General features: G+C 70.2%; 14 protein-coding genes. 4 read left to right on the top strand and 10 right to left on the bottom strand.

Annotation, left to right across the window (positions count from 1 at the left end; genetic code table 11):
* Window positions 1-17: 17 nt before the first annotated feature.
* Together IE246_RS02290 and IE246_RS02285 are read right to left on the bottom strand one after the other, a co-directional pair.
* Entirely contained in the window at window positions 18-815 is a 798-nt protein-coding gene (locus IE246_RS02290) for an outer membrane lipoprotein-sorting protein (RefSeq protein ID WP_189987284.1), read from the bottom strand.
* A gap of 5 nt (window positions 816-820) precedes the next feature.
* Window positions 821-3,181: an efflux RND transporter permease subunit gene (locus tag IE246_RS02285; protein WP_189987283.1), complete on the bottom strand. Its 2,361-nt coding sequence runs from the start codon at window positions 3,179-3,181 to the stop codon at window positions 821-823.
* A gap of 124 nt (window positions 3,182-3,305) precedes the next feature.
* On the opposite strand from IE246_RS02285, the gene IE246_RS02280 reads away from it, so the two are divergent.
* Window positions 3,306-3,959 (top strand): TetR/AcrR family transcriptional regulator, encoded by a 654-nt coding sequence (locus tag IE246_RS02280; RefSeq protein WP_189987282.1) that lies wholly within the window; start codon window positions 3,306-3,308, stop codon window positions 3,957-3,959.
* Window positions 3,960-4,175: 216 nt separating this feature from the next.
* On the opposite strand, the gene IE246_RS02275 is transcribed toward IE246_RS02280, so the two are convergent.
* The 7 genes from IE246_RS02275 to IE246_RS02245 all read right to left on the bottom strand — a co-directional run bounded on the left by IE246_RS02275 (window position 4,176) and on the right by IE246_RS02245 (window position 12,832).
* Entirely contained in the window at window positions 4,176-4,958 is a 783-nt protein-coding gene (locus tag IE246_RS02275) for an ABC transporter ATP-binding protein (RefSeq protein ID WP_189987281.1), read from the bottom strand.
* 48 nt (window positions 4,959-5,006) lie between these two features.
* Complete coding sequence (gene hydA, locus IE246_RS02270) at window positions 5,007-6,464, bottom strand: dihydropyrimidinase (RefSeq protein ID WP_189987280.1); 1,458 nt, start codon at window positions 6,462-6,464, stop codon at window positions 5,007-5,009.
* Window positions 6,465-6,594: 130 nt separating this feature from the next.
* Window positions 6,595-7,845 (bottom strand): Zn-dependent hydrolase, encoded by a 1,251-nt coding sequence (locus IE246_RS02265; protein WP_189987279.1) that lies wholly within the window; start codon window positions 7,843-7,845, stop codon window positions 6,595-6,597.
* A gap of 171 nt (window positions 7,846-8,016) precedes the next feature.
* On the bottom strand, window positions 8,017-8,970 hold the full coding sequence (locus IE246_RS02260) for a phosphotransferase family protein (RefSeq protein ID WP_189987278.1): 954 nt from the start codon (window positions 8,968-8,970) through the stop codon (window positions 8,017-8,019).
* A 187-nt stretch (window positions 8,971-9,157) separates the two neighbouring features.
* Window positions 9,158-10,108 (bottom strand): DMT family transporter, encoded by a 951-nt coding sequence (locus IE246_RS02255; RefSeq protein WP_268245262.1) that lies wholly within the window; start codon window positions 10,106-10,108, stop codon window positions 9,158-9,160.
* 64 nt (window positions 10,109-10,172) lie between these two features.
* The gene (gene preA / locus IE246_RS02250; protein WP_189987276.1) at window positions 10,173-11,480 is read right to left on the bottom strand and encodes an NAD-dependent dihydropyrimidine dehydrogenase subunit PreA; all 1,308 of its coding nucleotides are present in this window, start codon (window positions 11,478-11,480) and stop codon (window positions 10,173-10,175) included.
* A gap of 11 nt (window positions 11,481-11,491) precedes the next feature.
* Window positions 11,492-12,832, bottom strand: coding sequence for an NAD(P)-dependent oxidoreductase (locus tag IE246_RS02245; protein WP_189987275.1), 1,341 nt, complete (start codon window positions 12,830-12,832; stop codon window positions 11,492-11,494).
* A 239-nt stretch (window positions 12,833-13,071) separates the two neighbouring features.
* On the opposite strand from IE246_RS02245, the gene IE246_RS02240 reads away from it, so the two are divergent.
* Window positions 13,072-13,332, top strand: a complete 261-nt coding sequence (locus IE246_RS02240; RefSeq protein ID WP_229836252.1) for an AMP-binding enzyme — start codon at window positions 13,072-13,074, stop codon at window positions 13,330-13,332.
* 18 nt (window positions 13,333-13,350) lie between these two features.
* Window positions 13,351-14,901 carry an acyl-CoA synthetase gene (locus tag IE246_RS02235; protein ID WP_189987273.1) on the top strand — a complete coding sequence of 517 codons (1,551 nt, stop codon included), beginning with the start codon at window positions 13,351-13,353 and terminating at the stop codon, window positions 14,899-14,901.
* A gap of 23 nt (window positions 14,902-14,924) precedes the next feature.
* On the opposite strand, the gene IE246_RS02230 is transcribed toward IE246_RS02235, so the two are convergent.
* The gene (locus IE246_RS02230) at window positions 14,925-16,589 is read right to left on the bottom strand and encodes a vWA domain-containing protein (RefSeq protein WP_229836249.1); all 1,665 of its coding nucleotides are present in this window, start codon (window positions 16,587-16,589) and stop codon (window positions 14,925-14,927) included.
* Between the two features lie 166 nt (window positions 16,590-16,755).
* Here IE246_RS02230 and IE246_RS02225 point away from each other — a divergent pair, with 166 nt between their 5' ends.
* Window positions 16,756-18,546, top strand: a complete 1,791-nt coding sequence (locus IE246_RS02225; RefSeq protein ID WP_189987272.1) for a hypothetical protein — start codon at window positions 16,756-16,758, stop codon at window positions 18,544-18,546.
* Window positions 18,547-18,553 lie beyond the last annotated feature (7 nt).

Here is an 18,553-nt window from a genome sequence, read left to right as displayed (position 1 = left end):
GCAGGGAAACGGCCCGCTCAGCGCAGACGTTCGAGGCGGCTCTTGCGGAAGTCGCCGTCGTTCAGGCCGAGCTTGAAGCTGTAGTCGGAGAACGCCAGCGTGGTCGACTTGCCGGTCTGGTGGTTCACCATCTCCAGCCGGTGCGCCCGCCAGTACTTGCCGAGGTATTGCCGGTACTCGACCAGCTCGAGCACCTTCAGCAAATCGCCCTTGCGGTCGTAGTACTCGACCTTGCGGGGCTGGAAGTCGGTGTGGTCGACCCAGGTCACCTGCCGGGTGTAGCCGGAGTGCTCGTACACCGGGAAGCGCTCGGACACGAAGCAGGTGCGGTCGCCGCACGGCTCGTCGCGCAGGTACTTGTAGGTGTAGCGCTCGACCTCCTGGCTCACCAGGTCCTCGTAGGCGAACTCGGAGCCGACGAACGGCCCGGACTTGTTCTGCGAGGAGATCCGCTTCACCCGCTTGAGCGCCGGCAGGTACAGCCACTGGTCGTCGGGGTCCAGGATCCGGGTGTGCGACAGGAAGGCGGTGCCCTCGATGTCGCGCGGCTCGTCGAACAGCGTCAGGCTGCGGTCGCCGAGCTTCGGTTCGTCGACCTCGAGCGAGGCGATGCTGAGCTTGCGGATGCTCGACTGGCCCTCGCGGTTGCGCAGGGTCATGGTGAGGTGAACCTCGCTGTCGCCCCAGCCGAGATCGCGCCGGTCGGTCTGCTCGGCGATCCAGCGGCCCTTCTCCTCCGGGGTCTCGGCGGCCGTGGGGATCGCCGAGAAGCACAGGATGATGCCGGCGATGGCGGCGGTGGTGAGGTTGTTCATGGCGGTCACTCCGCGGCTTGTTGGACGGTCGGCAGGGTGGATTCGCTGTCCCGGCCGCCTCTGCCGGCGAGCAGGAGCAGCAGGGTCGGCAGCAGCAGGAAGTCGGCGACGATGCCCATGAACAGGGTCAGCGCCGTCAGCTGGCCGAGCGAGGCGTTGATCTCGAAGGTCGACAGCGACAGCACCGCGAAACCGGCGATCAGCACGGCCGTGGTCACCCACAGCGCGGTGCCGACGGTCGAGAACGCGTAGCGCACCGCCTGCTCCGCACTGGCGCCGCTGGTGCGCCGGGCCCGCTGGTACTTCGACAGGAAGTGCACGGTGGCGTCGACGATGATGCCGAGGCTGGTCGCCGTGACCACCGAGGAGGCGAGGCCGATCTGGCCGACCAGCACCGACCACACCCCGAACGCCATGAACGCCGGCACCAGGTTCGGCACCAGGCTGATCAGCCCGAGCCGGACGCTGCGCAGCGCCGCCATCAGGGTCAGCGAGATCAGCACGAACGCGGCGAAGGTACCGGTCAGCATGCCCTCGATGTTGCGCTTGGCGATGTAGGCGAACATCACGAACGGGCCCGACGCCGTGGTGCCGGCGGCCGACGGCAGGTTCTCGCTCAGCCAGACGGCGGCCGCGTCGTCGAGCGACCGCAGCTCGTTGGTCGTGATGTTCTCCAGGGTGGCGACGATCCTGGTCGCCGACTTGTCGACGTTGATCTGGTTGTTCAGGTCGAGGCCGTAGGGCAGCGACATCTCGAACAGCAGCAGGTACTGGGCCGCCAGGTCCCGCTCCTGCGGCAGCCGGTACCAGGCCGGGTCGTCGCCGTGCATGTTCTTGTTCAGGCGGCTGAAGATGTCGGTGATGGTCTGGACGTGCACCACGATGTCGTGGGCCCGCAGCCAGTCGGCGAAGTCCTCGACCCGGGCCAGGTAGTCCGGGTCGCTGATGCCGCCCGGTCCCGGGGCCGGCAGCGACCACTGCGCCTGGTAGATCCCCGACAGGTGCTCCATCGCGAAGTCGGTGTCCTGGCGGAACGGGATCGAGCGGTCGAAGTAGTTGACGAACTGGTCGTTCAGCTCGATCCGCGGCACCAGCGCCACCAGCACGGCGACCACCGCCACCATGACCGCCAGCACCGCCCGGCGCCGGCCGACCACGAAGTCGGCCAGCCGGTCCATGGCGCCGGCATAGCCGATCGGCCGCTGCTTCACCCGCACCGGCAGGATCGCCATCAGGGCCGGCAGGAAGCCGATCGAGTAGATCCACGCCGCCGCCACGCCGATCGCGGTGATGTTGCCGAGGTCACGGAACGGCGGGGCATCGGAGAAGTTCAGGCTGAGGAAGCCGATGAAGGTGGTCAGGCTGGTCAGGAACACCGGCTCGAAGTTGATCCGCAGGCTCTCGACCAGGGCGGTCCGCTTGTCGGCGCCGCGCCGCATGTTCTGCAGCATGGTGATCAGGATGTGGATCGAGTCGGCGATCGCCAGGGTCAGGATAATGGTCGGGGCGGTCACCGAGGGCGGTGTGAGCAGGATGCCGAGCCAGCCGGCCAGTCCCATGGCGCTGGCCGCCGACAGGCCGATCACCAGCAGGGTCGCGACGGTGCCGGCGATCGAGCGCAGCAGCACCCCCATGACCAGCAGCAGCACGCCGTACATCAGCGGCACCAGGGTGGCGATGTCGTGCTCGGCGGATTCCGAGAACGCGTGGTTCAGCGCCACCGAGCCGGTCAGCGCCACCCGCACCTCGGGATGGGCCTGGCGGAAGCCGTCGACCAGCCGGCGGGCGTAGGCCATCGACTCCGGGACCTCGGTCTCGGACTTCAGCGGCAGGGTGACCGTGATGTTGACCGACAGGGTGCGGGCGTCCGGCGCGATCAACCGGTCGCGGATCAGCGGCTCGGCCAGCGCCGCCTCGCGGATCCGGACCAGGTCGGCGGCGTCGAGCGGACTGTCGGCCGGCACCAGGTCACGGACCGCCAGGTCGTCGCCCTCGGCGGTGCTGTTCTGGAAGTTGGTGAGGCTGTCGACCCGGGTGGCGTACGGGACCTTCCAGGCGTCCTCGGTCAGCGCCCGGACGTCGCGCAGCAGGCCGGGCTGGAAGACGTTGCCCTGGTGCGGCCGGATGACGATCGAGATGTTGTCCTCGCGGACGTAGATCCGCTGCAGCGACTCGAAGGCCTGCAGCTGCGGATTCTGCGGGCTGAAGAACACCCGGTAGTTGGTGGAGAAGCCGAGGAACTGTCCACCAGCGGCGGCTGCAAGCGCAATCACCAGCGATACCGCCACGACCGCCCAGCGCCACCGGATCAGCCATTCCGCGTAGCCGGTGACGTGCCGATCCAGCCACCCCGTTCCCTGCGACATGCCCCGCTCCTGCGCTTCGGTTCGCCCGTGCTATGATTTCCGCCCCCGACGGAAGCGGGTCGTGTAAACTACACGGTGTAGTTTCCGTAAACTGGTGAGTGTACCCGACCGAGTCAAGAGGCCCATGGCAACTGCGACCGCGCCGCTATCCACCCCCGCGATTCCCGTCGACCGCCCACTGTCGCCGAAGGAGATCCAGATCATCGACGCCGCCCGCCGGCTGTTTCTGGAGCACGGCTACGAGGAGACCTCGATGGATGCCATCGCGGCCGAGGCCGGGGTGTCCAAGCGCACGGTCTACAGCCACTTCCGCAGCAAGGAGATGCTGTTCGTCGAGATCATGGAGGCGATGTGCCAGCACTTCGGGCTGACCCCGCAGGAGACCATCGACCCGGCGTCGCCGCCCGAGCGGTACCTGTGCGCGTCGGCCAAGTTCGTGCTGGCCAAGGTGATGGATCCCCGCATGCAGTCGGTGATGCGGACCATCGCCGGCGAGTCCGCCGCCTTCCCGGAGATGGGTCAGCGGTTCTGGGCGCTCGGCCCCGGCAACATGACCGCCAAGATCACCGAGTACCTGCGGGCCCAGGACGCCGCCGGCGTGCTGTCGGTGCCGGATCCGCGGCTGGCGGCCGGCATGTTCCAGGGCATGGTGGCCGGGCCGACCTTCCTGCCGATGCTGTTCACCGGCAGCGCACCCTGGACCGCCGACGACATCGACTACATCGCCCGGACCGCGACCGCGGCATTCCTGGCCGCGCACCGGCCGAAGCAGGGGTAGGGCGCCGGTCGCGCAGTTCCGGCCCTCCCGCGTATCCCATCTCCCGACGCCATCCCGGACAGGCGCGCAACCGCGCGGCTGATCCGGGACCCACACGCCGCCTCAAGGCCTGACGCCGCCATTGCCCGTCGCGTCATGGGTCCCGGATGCGTTCCGCCGTCGGAGGACCGCTCCGGGATGACGTCAGATGGGGAGGCCGACGAAGACCCCGCCCCCTCAGTCCTCGTAGGAATGCCCGGCCCGCAGGCCCTCGCGGACACGATGGGCGATCTCCAGGAACTCCGGGCTTTCGCGGATGTCGAGCGGGCGCTCGCGCGGCAGGGTGCTCTCGACCACGTCGGTGACCCGGCCGGGCCGCGGCGACATCACCACGATCCGAGTCGACAGGTACACCGCTTCGGGAATCGAGTGGGTGACGAAGCAGATGGTCTTGTTCGTCCGCGCCCACAGCTCCAGCAGCTGCTCGTTCAGGTGGTCGCGGACGATCTCGTCGAGTGCGCCGAACGGCTCGTCCATCAGCAGCAGGTCGGCGTCGAACGCCAACGCCCGGGCGATCGAGGCGCGCTGCTGCATGCCGCCCGAGAGCTGCCACGGAAACTTTTTCTCGAAGCCGGTCAGGTTCACCAGCGCCAGGGTACGGGCCACCCGCTCGCGCTGCTCCTCCCTGGAGTAGCCGGAGATCTCCAGCGGGAGTGCCACGTTCTTCTCGATGGTCCGCCAGGGATACAGGGCGGCGGCCTGGAACACGTAGCCGTAGGCCCGCGCCTTGCGGGCCTCCTCCGGGCTGACGCCGTTGACCCGGATCGAGCCGGCGGTCGGCTTCTCCAGATCGGCGATGATCCGCAGGAAGGTGGTCTTGCCGCAGCCCGACGGACCGATGAACGACACGAAGTCGCCCTTGCCGACCGTCAGGTCGACGTTCGACAGCGCGTGCACCGGCCCGTCATTGGTCTCGAAGGTCAGCCCGAGGCCCCGGGCCTCGACGATCGGCTCGCTCATCCCCACCCCGGCATCCCCACCCCGACCTTACTTGCCCCGATCCGGCCGTCAGACGCCGGCCGGCATGTTCGCCGGGTCGCGGATCACCTTGCGCGGCGCGGTGATCTCCTTCCAGGTCGAGTAGGCCCGGTTCGGCGCCGGGTTGGCCTCGCGCTTGACGAACTCGCCGTGGCCCGGACGGGCCTTGACCGTCGACTCCTCGACCGCCACCTCGCCGCGGGTCAGGGTGAAGCGCGGCAGGCCGGTCACCTCGATGCCCTCGAACACGTTGTAGTCGATCACCGACTGCTGGGTCTTGTGCGAGATCGTCTTCGAGCGCTTCGGGTCCCACACCACGATGTCGGCGTCGGCGCCTTCCAGGATCGCGCCCTTGCGCGGGTACATGTTCAGGATCTTGGCGATGTTGGTCGAGGTCACCGCCACGAACTCGTTCATGGTCAGCCGGCCGGTGTTGACCCCGCGGGTCCACAGCACCGGCAGCCGGTCCTCGAGCCCGCCGGTGCCGTTCGGGATCTTGGTGAAGTCGCCGACGCCGTAGCGCTTCTGCTCGGTGGTGAAGGCGCAGTGGTCGGTCGCCACCACCTGCAGGCTGCCGGCGGCCAGCCCGGCCCACAGCCCGTCCTGGTGCAGCTTGCTGCGGAACGGCGGCGACATCACCCGGCGCGCCGCGTGGTCCCAGTCGGGGTGGGCGTACTCGCTCTCGTCCAGCACCAGGTGCTGGATCAGCGGCTCGCCGAACACCCGGATGCCCTTCTGGCGGGCCCGGCGTATCGCCTCGTGGGCCTGCTCGCAGGACACGTGGACGATGTACAGCGGCACCCCGGCCATGTCGGCGATCATGATCGCCCGGTTGGCGGCCTCGCCCTCGACCTCGGGGGGGCGCGAGTAGGCGTGCGCCTCCGGGCCGTTGTTGCCCTCGGCCATCAGCTTGGCCTGCAGCTGGGCGACCACGTCGCCGTTCTCGGCATGCACCAGCGGCATGGCGCCGAGATCGGCACAGCGCTGGAACGACGAGTACATCTCGTCGTCGTCGATCATCAGCGCGCCCTTGTAGGCCATGAAGTGCTTGAAGGTGGTGATGCCGCGGTCGACCACGGTCGCCATCTCCTTCCAGACCTGCTCGCTCCACCAGGTGATGGCCATGTGGAACGAGTAGTCGGCGCACGCCTTGGAGGACTTGTTGTCCCAGGCCTGCATGGCCTCGAGCAGCGACTGGCCCGGCGACGGCAGGCAGAAGTCGACCACCATGGTGGTGCCGCCCGACAGGCCGGCGCGGGTCCCGGACTCGAAGTCGTCGGCGGAGTAGGTGCCCATGAAGGGCATTTCCATGTGGGTGTGCGGGTCGATGCCGCCCGGCATGACGTAGCAGCCCTCGGCGTCCAGCACCTGGTCGCCGGTCAGGTTCGGACCGATCGCGGTGATCTTTCCGCCCTCGACCAGCACGTCGGCCTTGTAGGTGCGGTCGGCGGTGACGACGGTGCCGCCCTTGATGACCTTGCTGCTCATCCCTGCCTCCTCTGCCGTTCTCGGCCGTGCGCGCCTCTGCGGGCATCCCACGGCAACGGTTTCTCTTCGAAGCCTCTGCCTTCCCCTGTCGTCCCGAGGGTGCCCCCGCCGGAGCGGGGGCCCCGAAGGATCAGGAAACGATCTCGGCGGTCTCGACCACCGCGTGGAACAGCACGTCGGCCCCCGCCTTCGCCCATTCCGGCGAGATCTCCTCGGCCTCGTTGTGCGACAGACCGTCGACGCACGGGCACATGATCATCGCCGTCGGGGCGACCCGGTTGATCCAGCAGGCGTCGTGGCCGGCGCCCGAGATGATGTTCTGGTGCGAGTAGCCGAGCCGCTCCGCCGCGTTGCGCACGGTGGTCACGCATTTCTCGTCGAACGTCACCGGGTCGAAGTGGCCGATCTGCTCGATCTCGATGCCGAGGCCGATCTCCGCGGCGATCTTCTTCGCACCCTCGCGCAGCCTGGCGTCCATGTCGTCCAGGATCGCCTTGTCGGGCGAGCGGAAGTCGACGGTGAACACCGTGCGGCCGGGGATGATGTTGCGCGAGTTCGGGTAGACCTCGACGTGGCCGATGGCGCCGACCGCCTTGGGCTGGTTGCTCCAGGCGATCTCGTCGACCAGCTGGGTGATCCGGGCCATGCCGAGGCCGGCGTTGACCCGCATCGGCATCGGGGTCGAGCCGGTGTGGCTCTCCTTGCCGGTCAGGGTGATCTGGATCCACTTCAGGCCCTGGCCGTGGGTGACCACGCCGATGTCCTTGCCCTCGGCCTCCAGGATCGGGCCCTGCTCGATGTGCAGCTCGAACATGGCGTGCATCTTGCGGGCGCCGACCTCCTCGTCGCCGAGCCAGCCGATGCGCTTCAGCTCGTCGCCCATGGTCTTGCCGGCGGCGTCCTTGATGGCATAGGCCCAGTCGAGCTCGTGGACCCCGGCGAACACGCCGGACGCCACCATCGGCGGTGCGAAGCGGGTGCCCTCCTCGTTGGTCCAGTTGACCACCACGATCGGGCGCCTGGTCTTGATGCCGAGGTCGTTGAGGGTACGCACGACCTCCAGCCCGCCGAGCACGCCCAGGATGCCGTCGTACTTGCCGCCGGTCGGCTGGGTGTCCAGGTGGCTGCCGACATAGACCGGCAGGGCGTCGGGGTCGGTGCCCTCGCGCCGGAAGAACATGCTGCCCATCTTGTCGACGCCCATGGTCATGCCGGCGTCCTCGCACCAGCGCTGGAACAGCGCCCGGCCGGCGGCGTCCTCGTCGGTCAGGGTCTGGCGGTTGTTGCCGCCGGCAATGCCCGGGCCGATCTTCGCCATCTCCATCAGCGAGTCCCAAAGGCGGTCGCCGTTGATCCTCAAATTCGCGGCGGGTGCTGCCATTCCCCTGCTCCCGATTCCCAAAAAGGTGGTCGCGGGCTCGAAGTCCGCCCGCGGGTGCCACGCTATCCCCCTGCCCGGTCCGCGCTCAAGGCCGCTTTGAAGGGCTGCTTTCCCCGACGGCGCGCCCAGAACTTGACCGATTGGACAACCTTAGCGGCGCGCCCCTGCCGGTCAAGGCGAACCTTGCTCACCGAGGGCGTCGCGCAGGTCCAGCAGCAACCCCCGGGCGCGGGCGGTGGCGGCGGCGGCCCGGGCCGGGTCCGGCTCGCCGATCCGGAACACGATCGCGAACATCAACGCGGCATCCAGGTGGCAGGCCGCGCGTGCCGCCGGCGCCACGCGCGACGACCAGTCGCGGTCGCCGTAGCCCGCCAGCACCGCCTCGGTCAGGGTGCCGGCCTCGTGCATGCGCGCCAGCTCGAAGGCCGGGTCGGCGAGCGCGGCATTCGACCAATCCAGCACCGCCCGGATCCGGCCGCCGCGACAGCGTAGATTGGCCGGCCGGAAGTCCATGTGCAGCAGGGCGCGGCGGCCGTCCGGCAGGGCCGCGCGCAGGGCCTCGGCATCGACCCAGTCCCGGTCGCCGACCAACGACTCGCCGATCAGGGCCTCGACCCGGTCCAGGCGCTCCAGGATGCGGGCGGCGATCGCCGTCCGGAAATCGCCGGACGGGCCGTGCACCACCGGAGCCAGTTCCGGCGGCGGGGCGTCGTGCAGGCGGCGCAGCAGGGCGCCGAGCCCGGCCGGGTCGGGCGGAACCTCGTCGCCCTCGACATAGGCCGAGACCAGCAGGTCCTGGGCATCGGTCTCGTGCAGGGCATGGGGCGCGGCGGCCGGCAGGCCGTTGGCCGCCGCCCAGGCCGCCAGCGCGCGCTCCTGGCGCAGCAGCGCCCGGCAGTCGACCCCGGCGCCGTAGCTGCCGCCCGGGAACCGCCGCCAGGGGGCCTTCACGGCGACCGTCCCGAACGGCGGCAGGTCGGTGCGGAACACCGCCGCCTCGAAACCCTGGCCGACCGCCACCAGATCGCCGGTCCAGCCGGGACAGGCGTCGGCCAGCAGCGCCCGAACCCGGACGGCCAGGGCCCGCAGGGCGGCCTCGTCGCGGGCCGGAGGATTCGCAGTCATCGACGGTACCCTACCGGTCGTGTCCGTCGCCGGGTGGGTTCCGGCTCAGTCCCGCCTGCGGTGGTACTGTCCGGAATGACGGCAGGAAGGGGAGACGCGCCTCCACTCTCTTTCGTCATTCCGGACGGGCGCGCGTCGGCGCGGCCGAGCCGGAACCCACGCAGCGACGGGCGGATCGACGGCACCCTCACCGGTCCCTCAACGCCACCAGCCAGACCAGCGCCGCCACCGTCGCCGCCACCCCCGGCAGCACCGGGGCGGCGATCCAGCCGTGGCCGAGCAGCCCCTCCTCGACCGCCACCAGGCTGGGGATCAGGTAGCCGTAGGCCATGACCTTGGCCGACGGCAGCCGCAGCGCGGCGTAGCGCATCAGGAACAGGGTGACCGCCGAGGTGCCGATCGCCAGGTAGAACAGCGTGATCCAGACGATCGCCGGCAGCGCCGGCCACGCCGTCCCGACCAGCGCCGGCGCGGCCCAGACGCCGGTCATCAGCGACGCCGCCACCACCGTCCAGAACGTGAAGGCGACCCCGGTCTCGCCGCGCGAGAACCGCCGCACCAGCGGAATGAACAGAGCGTGGCAGAAGCAGCCGACCAGGAACAGCGCCTCGCCCGGCCCGATGTCGACGGCCAGCAGCCGGTCCAGGTCGGCCCGGAAGATCACCCACAGCGCGCCGACCGCCGCCAGCAGCAGCGCCGCCATCACCGGGGCGCTCGCACGCTGGCCGACGATCACCCGGGCGAGGCCGGCGGTCATCAGCGGCGTCATGGTGAACACCGCCGCCATGCTGACCGGCGTGGCCAGCCGCAGCCCCTCGAACATCAGCACGAAGTACGCCGCCAGCAGCCCGCCGACCACCGGGTAGCGCCAGGGAGCGGCAAGGTCGTGGCGGCGCAGCGCCCCGGTCGCAACCGCGAGCGCGCCCAGCACCAGCGCGGCGATCGCGAACCGGGCCGCGGTCAGCGCCCCCGGGTCGATGAAGGGTGCGGCCATGCCGCCGAGGCTGAACGAGCCGCTGATCAGGGTCGCGAACAGCAGCATCGCCGCATGCCCGCGCAGGGCTTCGCGCCGCGGGGAGTCCGTCGATGGGTCCCGGCTCTCCGCGGCGCTGCCGCGACGGCCGGGATGAGGGCTCACTGACACTTTCCTCAAAACCTCATCCCGGGCGGGCGCAGCCCGACCCGGGACCCACGCTTCGACGCTACTCCGCGGCGGCGGCCGACGGATTGTTGGGGTGCGTGGTCCAGTTGGCGTACTCCGCGCTGACCGTGCGCCCGGTCCGCTTGTCGACCTCGCCGGCGGCCAGCGGCACCATGGTGATGCAGCCGTCGACCGGGCAGACGTTGACGCACAGATTGCAGCCGACGCACTCCTCCTCGATTACCTCGAACCGGCGCACGCCGTCGACCGTGCTGGTGATCGCCTGGTGCGAGGTGTCCTCGCAGGCGATGTGGCAGCGGCCGCACTTGATGCAGGAATCCTGGTCGATCCGCGCCTTGCTGACGTAGTTCAGGTTCAGGAACTGCCAGTCGGTGACGTTCGGCACCGCCCGCCCGGTGAACGAGGCCAGGTCGGCGTGGCCCTTCTCGTCCATCCAGTTCTCCAGGCCGGCGATCATCTCCTCGACGATCTTGAACCCGTAGGTCATGGCGGCGGTGCAGACCTGCACGTTGCCGGCGCCGAGCGCCATGAACTCGGCGGCGTCGCGCCAGGTGGTGACGCCGCCGATGCCGGAGATCGGCAGGCCCCTTGTCTCCGGGTCGCGGGCGATGTCGGCTACCATGTTCAGGGCGATCGGCTTGACCGCCGGGCCGCAGTAGCCGCCGTGACTGCCCTTGCCGTCGATCGACGGCTCCGGCGAGAAGCTGTCGAGGTCGACCGAGGTGATCGAACTGACGGTGTTGATCAGCGACACCGCGTCGGCCCCACCCTGCTTGGCAGCCCGCGCCGGATAGCGGATGTCGGTGATGTTCGGGGTCAGCTTGACGATCACCGGCATCCGGCTCGACGCCTTCACCCAGCGGGTGACCATCTCGATGTACTCCGGCACCTGGCCGACCGCCGAGCCCATGCCGCGCTCCGACATGCCGTGCGGGCAGCCGAAGTTCAGCTCGACGCCGTCGGCGCCGGTGTCCTCGACCTGCTTCATGATGTCGGCCCAGCAGGCCTCCTCGCACGGCACCATCAGCGACACCACGACGGCCCGGTCCGGCCAGTCGCGCTTGACCCGCTTGATCTCGTCCAGGTTCACCTGCAGCGGCCGGTCGGTGATCAGCTCGATGTTGTTGAGCCCCAGCAGCCGGCGATCGGCGCCCCACACCGCGCCGTAGCGCGGGCCGTTGACGTTGACGATGTGCGGATCGAGCCCGAGGGTCTTCCAGACCACGCCGCCCCAGCCGGCCTTGAAGGCGCGGACGACGTTGTACTCCTTGTCGGTCGGCGGCGCCGAGGCCAGCCAGAACGGGTTGGGCGACTTGATCCCGACGAAGTCGCTGCGAATGTCGGCCATGTCCGTCTCCCTCAGCTCAACGCACGATGGATGCTCTCGGCGGCGTCGCGCCCCGCGGCGACCGCCGAGACCGTCAGGTCGTCGCCGCCGGCCACGCAGTCGCCGCCGGCCCAGACCTTGGGCATCGAGGTCCGGCCCTCGGCGTCGACCTTGATCCGCCCCTTCTCCAGCGCGACCGCGCCGGCCAGCGGGTCGGCCACGAAACTCTGGCCGATCGCCCGGAACACCTGGTCGGCGGCCAATGTCAGGGTCTCGCCGGTGCCGGCCAGCCTGCCGTCCCGCATCGCGGTGTACTCGAGCTCGATGCCGGTAACCCTGCCGCCCTCGGCCAGCACCCGCTTCGGCTGCAGCCAGTGCCGGATGGTCACGCCCTTGGAGGCGGCGAGATCCTGCTCGAAGCCGGACGCGTTCATGTTCTCCTGGCCGCGCCGGTAGCAGATCGTCACCTCCTCGGCGCCGAGCAGCTTGGCCTGGACCGCCGCGTCGATCGCGGTCATGCCGCCGCCGATCACCACCACCCGGCGGCCGACCGGCACGCTCGCGAGGTCGGCGGCCTGGCGCAGCCCGGCGATCCAGTCGACCGCGTCGGCCACGCCGGCCGCGTCGTCGCCCTCGGCGCCCAGCGCGTTGACCCCGCCGAGCCCCATGCCGAGGAACACCGCGTCGTAGCTGGCACAGAGCCCGGCCAGGTCGATGTCGGTCCCGAGAGCCTTGCCGTATTCGATGTTGATGCCGCCGATCGCGGTCACGTAGTCGACCTCGGCCTGGGCGAAGCCGTCGACGGTCTTGTAGGCGGCGATGCCGTACTCGTTGAGGCCGCCGGCCTTCGGGCGGGCGTCGAACACCGTGACCTCATGGCCGTGCATGGCCAGCCGGTGCGCGCAGGCGAGGCCGGCCGGGCCGGCGCCGACGACCGCCACGAGCTTCCCGCTACGCTCGGCACGGGCATAGAACTGCTTGCCGGCGGCCATCGCTGCGTCGGTCGCGAAGCGCTGCAACCGCCCGATCTCGACCGGCTTGCCCTCGGCGGTCTCGCGCACGCAGGCCTGCTCGCACAGGGTCTCGGTCGGACAGACCCGGGCGCACATGCCGCCGAGGATGTTCTGGTCGAAGATCGTCCTGGCCGAGCCGAGCGTGTTGCCGGTGGCGATCTGCCGGATGAACAGCGGGATGTCGATGCCGGTCGGACAGGCCGTCACGCACGGCGCGTCGTAGCAGAAGTAGCAGCGGTCGGCCGCCACCCGCGCCTCGTGCCCGTCGAGCGGCGGGTGCAGGTCGGCGAAGTTGCTGGCGTACTCCTCGGGCGCCAGCCGGCCGGCCGCCACCCCTGCCTCGAGACGTCCCTGCGGCATCCGACCCTCCTGCCCGTTAACCGTGCCTGGATCTATTTCAGCACCGAATCTGATCGTTTGGTCAAATTTATTGTGGCCCGCGACCCGCAAAGCCTTCTCTTGCGAAGCGCCATTTCAGTATGCGAAATTTCGGCGCGCGAAGGGCCGCGGCAAGTCGGCCCGAGCAGGGAAGGAAACGGTATGCCCGGCAATGGCTTGCCCAGGGACGGTTTGCCCGAAGGCTCGGCAGGGATCCGCCGATGATGCGGCCGACCCTGGCCCGGCACCGCGTATGCCGCCTGGCCGGAAGGCGGGCGGCAGTGAAGCAGGCGGCGGTCATCGGCATCCCGGACCCGCTGTGGGGCGAGGCGATGCACGCGGTCGTCTTGCTCGAGGCCGGCTCCAGGCGTCCGCGCAGGGTCGAGTTCCAGGACGCCCTGCCGCTGTCGCAGGCCAGCAAGATCCTCCAGTCCGAGCTTCGGCGTCCGTTCCGGGAAGACCGGGCGCGGGCGGTCGACTGACGCAAGGGAGCGAACGCCGTGTCCACGATCGCAGCCGATTTCGTCAGCGGCGACCGCCGCATCGCCGGGGCCGAGGTGGCCGAGCGCGCCCGCCGGATCGCCGGCGGGCTGCAGGCCCTCGGGGTCGGGCCGGGCGACTGCGTCGCCATCCTGATGCGCAACGACCCGGCGTTCCTGGAAGCGACCTACGGGACCATGCTGCTGGGCGCCTACGCGGTGCCGGTCAACTGGCACTTCAAGCCGGAGGAGATCGCCTACGTGCTGCGCGACTGCGGCGCCAAGGCGGTGTTCGCGCACGACGACCTGCTGGCCACCCTGGGCGACGCAGTCCTGGGCGACGCGGTGCCGCCGGGACCGGCGGTGGTCGCGGTGCCGAGCCCGCCGGAGGTGCGCGCGGCCTACGGCCTGCCGGACACCGCGCCGGCGGTTCCCGGCGCCGTCGCGATCGAGGACTGGCTGGCCGGCTGCACGCCGTATGACGGCCCGCCCGTGCCGGCACCCCAGAGCATGATCTACACCTCCGGCACTACCGGCTATCCGAAGGGCGTGCGCCGCAAGGCGCCGACGCCGTACGAGGCGGCGGCGACCGGCAAGCTGCGCGCCCTGGTGTACGGGCTCAGGCCCGGCATGCGCATGATCCTGCCGGGGCCGCTGTACCACTCGGCGCCGAACAGCTACGGCGTCAACGGCGGGCGCATCGGTGAGCTGGTGGTGATGATGCCGCGCTTCGAGCCGGAAGCGTTCCTGAAGCTGGTCGAAGAGCACCGCATCGACACCGCCTTCATGGTGCCGACCATGCTGATCCGGCTGCTGAAGCTGCCCGAGGAAGTCCGCCGGCGCTACGACGTGTCGTCGATCCGCCACGTCTGCCACGCCGCCGCGCCGTGCCCGGCGGACGTGAAGACCGCGATGATCGAGTGGTGGGGACCGGTCATCAACGAGTTCTACGGCGGCACCGAGACCGGGCCGGTCACCTACTGCACCAGCGCCGAGGCGATCGCCCGGCCCGGCACCGTCGGCCGTGCCTCGCCCGGCTGCGAGCTGCGGTTCCTGGACGACGACGACCGCGAGGTGCCGGAGGGCGAGCCGGGCGAGATCTACTCGCGGATCGACGGCTACCCGGACTTCACCTACCAGAACGACCCGGACAAGCGCCGCTCGGTCGAGCGCGACGGGTTCGTCACCTGCGGCGACATCGGCTGGCGCGCGCCGGACGGCTACGTATACCTGTGCGACCGCAAGCGCGACATGGTGATCTCCGGCGGCGTCAACATCTACCCGGCCGAGATCGAGGCGGTGCTGCACGGCCTGCCGGGCGTGCACGACTGCGCGGTGTTCGGTGTCCCGGATCCGGAGTTCGGCGAGGCCCTGATGGCGGTGGTCGAGCCGCAGCCGGGCATCACCCTGGACCCGGACGACCTGCGCCGGGCGATGCTGCCGCACCTCGCCGGCTACAAGGTGCCGAAGCGCATCGAGATCCGCACCGGCCTGCCACGCGAGGACAGCGGCAAGATCTTCAAGCGCCGCCTGCGCGACCCGTACTGGCAGGAGGCGGGGCGGCGGATCTGACCGGCGCGGCCCGGGACCCGGCGCTACTCCGGGTACGCCACGGTCACCTCGGTCGTTCCGCCGGCGGTGACCGTGAACGGCACCTCGACCCGGCCCTTGGCGCCGGTGGCGGCGATCGAGTAGTCGCCGGCGGCGAACGGCAGCGGCCTGCGGGCGCCGCTGACGTCCATGGTGGCCAGCGGCACCTTGCTGCCGTCGGCCGCGTGCTTCCGGAACCCGATCAGAGAGCTGCTGGGCGAGGCCTCGCCGGTGAAGGTGAACGCGGCGTAGCCGGCGTCGAGCACGAACGGCAGGGACGTCGATTCTCCCTCGACGAACTCGAGAGGTTTGACGCCTTGCAGGGTCTGGCCGACCCGGAAGCCGACGGCGTGCATCCCGGCGGGGGCGCGGAACGGCCTGGGGCCGCCCCACACGATGGTCTTGAGCGGCCGGCCCGCCGCCTCGTCACCGGGGTACAGCACCCAGGTGACGTCCTCGCCGAGCACCGCCCCGTCGGCGGTCAGGCGCGGCTCCAGGATCAGCTCGCCGACCCGCATGTTGACAGTGACCTTGCGCTCCTCGCCGGCCGCCAGGGTCAGGTCCTCGTGGGCCGACAGATAGTCCTGCTCGAGCGCGACGCGGGCCTTGCCGGCGTTGAAATGGAACCGCACGGTCTCGTCGGTGGTGCTGTCGAGCGGTGGCGACACCGTGCCGTCGTCCAGCCCGCGATGGGCGAGCCACCGGACGTCCTCCTTGCCCGGCGCCTGCCCCGAGGCGATGACGTAGTCGGCATCGACGGTGGCGGCGTTCATGACGATGGCGTGGCTGCGGCTCTCGCCCTCGACGATCTCGATCGGCGCGCGGGCGCTGGCCGCGCTGACCTTGGCCTCGACGACGTAGCGCCCCGGCGGCAGCTCGAGCCAGGGCGAGGCCGTCGTGGTCTTCATCAGCGCCGCGCCGGTCGGCTGGCCGGCATCGTCGGCGGCGAACACCTGCCAGAACAGGTCGACGTTGTTCCAGGGGTCGGCCCCCTCGACCATCAGCGCCACCAGCCGGTCGCGCTTGGCCGCCGCCGCCTTCTCGACGACCTCGCCGAGCGCCTGCTTCAGCGAGGCGGCGTCGGCGGCGTCGCGGTAGACGCCGCCGGTGTTCTCGGCCATGCAGGCGATCCCGGCGCGGTCCTTCTCGCGGATGTCGAAACCGACCACGTGCACCGTCAGGTCTACGCCGGCACGCTCCAGCTCGGCGGCGAGGGCGCACGGGTCGACGTTGCAGGTCTCCCTGCCGTCGGTCACCAGGACGATCGAGGCCGGTTCCTCCGTGTAGCGCAGCGCCTCGGCCGCCTGCCGGACCGATTCCGAGAGCGGCGTCTTGCCCTTCGGGTTCAGCTTGTCGACGGTCGCCGCGATCCGGCCCGGGGCCTCGCGCGACGGCGTGTGCAGCAGCTCGATGTCGCGGCAGTCGCCCTTGCGGCGGTGACCGTAGGCCATCAGTCCGAGTTCGACGTCCGGGTCCCAGTCCTTCAGCAGGTCGCGGACCACGGTGCGGGCGATCACGATCTTGTTCACGCCGTCGATCTGGCCCCACATGCTGCCGGAGGCGTCCAGCACCATCATGACCCGGCCGGCCGGGGCCGCTTGCTCGGCGGCGCCGACGGCACCCGCGGCGAGGACGGCGAACGCAAACGCCAAGCTTCTAATAAACGTCATGGTTTCGTGGCCCCCCCGCTCGATTCCGCAATCGGCGCCCACCCGGTACGCCATGGAGTTTCACGGTCCCGCAGGTCTCGACCGGAGCCCGGCAGGGTTGTCTTGCCCATCATATTCAGTAACGCTGGAACCCGACAACAGGCAGACTGTTCGGGGGGCAGGAGCCGTGGCGATCAACTTCCCACGTCCACTCGGCTACTCGCGAAGATTCACCCTCGTTGCCGGCGTTATTGCCCTCGGGCTGCTGTCGGCAGCGGCTTCGCACGCCCAGAGCGGCTCCGGCACCCTGCTGCCGGGCGGCTCGGCCGCCGCCACACCCAGCGCCGCCACACCCAGCTTCGTGATGCCGCGGCGGATGTCGATCACCAACCTGGTGCCCGAAGACCGGGAGGCGGTGCGTGCCTTCCTGCGGCTGGTGGCGGATTTCCGGGACGAGATCCGGACCCGTCGGGACCGCTACCAGGCCCGCCTGACCGACCATGACGGTCTGGCCGCCCTGCTGCAGTGGGGGTTCGACCGGGAAGCCGCCGACCGGCGGTTCCGGCAGGTTCGGATGGACATGTCGTCGGAGGCGTTCGACTACTCGATCATCGGCGACAAGTTCGTGGAGAGCTTCTGGGTCCCGCCCGGAGAGACCCCGCGGCGGGCCTGCAAGGGCACGATGCTGAAGGATGCGGACGGGTTCCGGCGCTGCTACGAGCGCGACCAGGATCTCTGGCGGCGCGACCTGATCCCGGTCGTGGACTGGTTCGCGCAGGAATCCTACCTGCTGACGCACGACGATTCCGACCCCGCGACGCGGGACGTGTTCGGAACCCTGCCCGGACGGATGCGGGCCCTGGGCCTGTTCTACGACCGCCACGAGTTCCTGACCGACGAGATCATCGAGACGTTCGGGCCGTACGAGGACTACGAGGGCTCGATCTTCCTGACCGGCTACGTCGACCGGCCCGACGAACGCTATACCCGAGACCCCGAGGACTGGCCGCTCGCCGCGACGCAGGACGCCGACGGCTACTGGGTGCTGAGCGCAGGGATGCGGGACCTGCTGGTGGCGCTGACCGAGTACGTGACCGAGGCGCGCGTGCGGTGGGAGCAGTACGAGGAGGTCCTGTCCGGGGAGTACCCGCGCTTCGTCGCCCGCGTGCTCGGCCGGCTGGCCGGTATCAAGCAGGAGTATGGTCGGCTCCAGAACCCGGTGATCGACGCGTTGCGGGAGGCCCACCAGTCGATCACCCGGGACCAGCTCAGAAGCCGGTTCGGCACGACGGCCGGATGGAAGGTCGACAAGCCCCTGGCCGATGAATGGCTGGCCGACCACCTCGGCCTGGTGCGCCGGCTCGACGGGCCGCTGGCGTGCTGGCGGTCGCTCGACGACTCGGTCAACCGCCTCGACTGGGGGGTGCCGGTGCTGCAGGCGTCGGTGTTCGCCAACCCAGCCTTCCTCGGCGCCGAGATGATCGAGGGGGTCGAGCCGGGCCAGGAGATCGACTGGGCGACCGGCTACCACGTCAAAGGCGAGCTGGACGGCAAGGGAGTGGCGGAGCCGGCGACCTCGCTGGAGCAGTTGGGCAGCGTCGGCGGGATCGTGCTGCGGCGCTGCGAGATCCGCATGCTCGAGCCCGGCGAGGCGCCGCCGCCGGAGGTGCCGATGGCGAAGCCGGACGTGACGCCGACCCTGCGCTTCGTGGCCTGGACCAGCCGCAACGACCGCGAGACCGAGTACCTCGACGACCTGTTCCGGCTGATCGACGAGGATGACGACAGCTACGCCGAGCCGGCCCGGCGGTTCCTCGGCCACCCGTACTACATCGAGGCCGAGTTCGACGAGCGCCCGAAGCCCGACGAGTACGCCGGGACGGTCGGCGGGCTGGCGGTGACGTTCCGGCGCACCGACCGCCCCACCGTGTACCGCAGCACCCGGCTGTTCCTGGTCACCGACCGGGGGATCGAGTGATGGCGGC

The organism is Thalassobaculum fulvum (genome assembly GCF_014652915.1).
Lineage (GTDB): Bacteria > Pseudomonadota > Alphaproteobacteria > Thalassobaculales > Thalassobaculaceae > Thalassobaculum_A > Thalassobaculum_A fulvum.
Note: the sequence above shows the minus strand (reverse complement) of the source record. Positions and strands in the feature narration are given on the sequence as shown.

Excerpts from the sequence above, each read along its gene's own strand:
- hydA (WP_189987280.1), bottom strand. The coding sequence starts at position 6,464 with ATGAGCAGCAAGGTCATCAAGGGCGGCACCGTCGTCACCGCCGACCGC.
- IE246_RS02275 (WP_189987281.1), bottom strand. The coding sequence starts at position 4,958 with ATGAGCGAGCCGATCGTCGAGGCCCGGGGCCTCGGGCTGACCTTCGAG.
- IE246_RS02280 (WP_189987282.1), top strand. The coding sequence starts at position 3,306 with ATGGCAACTGCGACCGCGCCGCTATCCACCCCCGCGATTCCCGTCGAC.
- IE246_RS02290 (WP_189987284.1), bottom strand. The coding sequence starts at position 815 with ATGAACAACCTCACCACCGCCGCCATCGCCGGCATCATCCTGTGCTTC.
- IE246_RS02285 (WP_189987283.1), bottom strand. The coding sequence starts at position 3,181 with ATGTCGCAGGGAACGGGGTGGCTGGATCGGCACGTCACCGGCTACGCG.
- IE246_RS02230 (WP_229836249.1), bottom strand. The coding sequence starts at position 16,589 with ATGACGTTTATTAGAAGCTTGGCGTTTGCGTTCGCCGTCCTCGCCGCG.
- IE246_RS02245 (WP_189987275.1), bottom strand. The coding sequence starts at position 12,832 with ATGCCGCAGGGACGTCTCGAGGCAGGGGTGGCGGCCGGCCGGCTGGCG.
- IE246_RS02260 (WP_189987278.1), bottom strand. The coding sequence starts at position 8,970 with ATGACTGCGAATCCTCCGGCCCGCGACGAGGCCGCCCTGCGGGCCCTG.
- IE246_RS02265 (WP_189987279.1), bottom strand. The coding sequence starts at position 7,845 with ATGGCAGCACCCGCCGCGAATTTGAGGATCAACGGCGACCGCCTTTGG.
- preA (WP_189987276.1), bottom strand. The coding sequence starts at position 11,480 with ATGGCCGACATTCGCAGCGACTTCGTCGGGATCAAGTCGCCCAACCCG.
- IE246_RS02240 (WP_229836252.1), top strand. The coding sequence starts at position 13,072 with ATGATGCGGCCGACCCTGGCCCGGCACCGCGTATGCCGCCTGGCCGGA.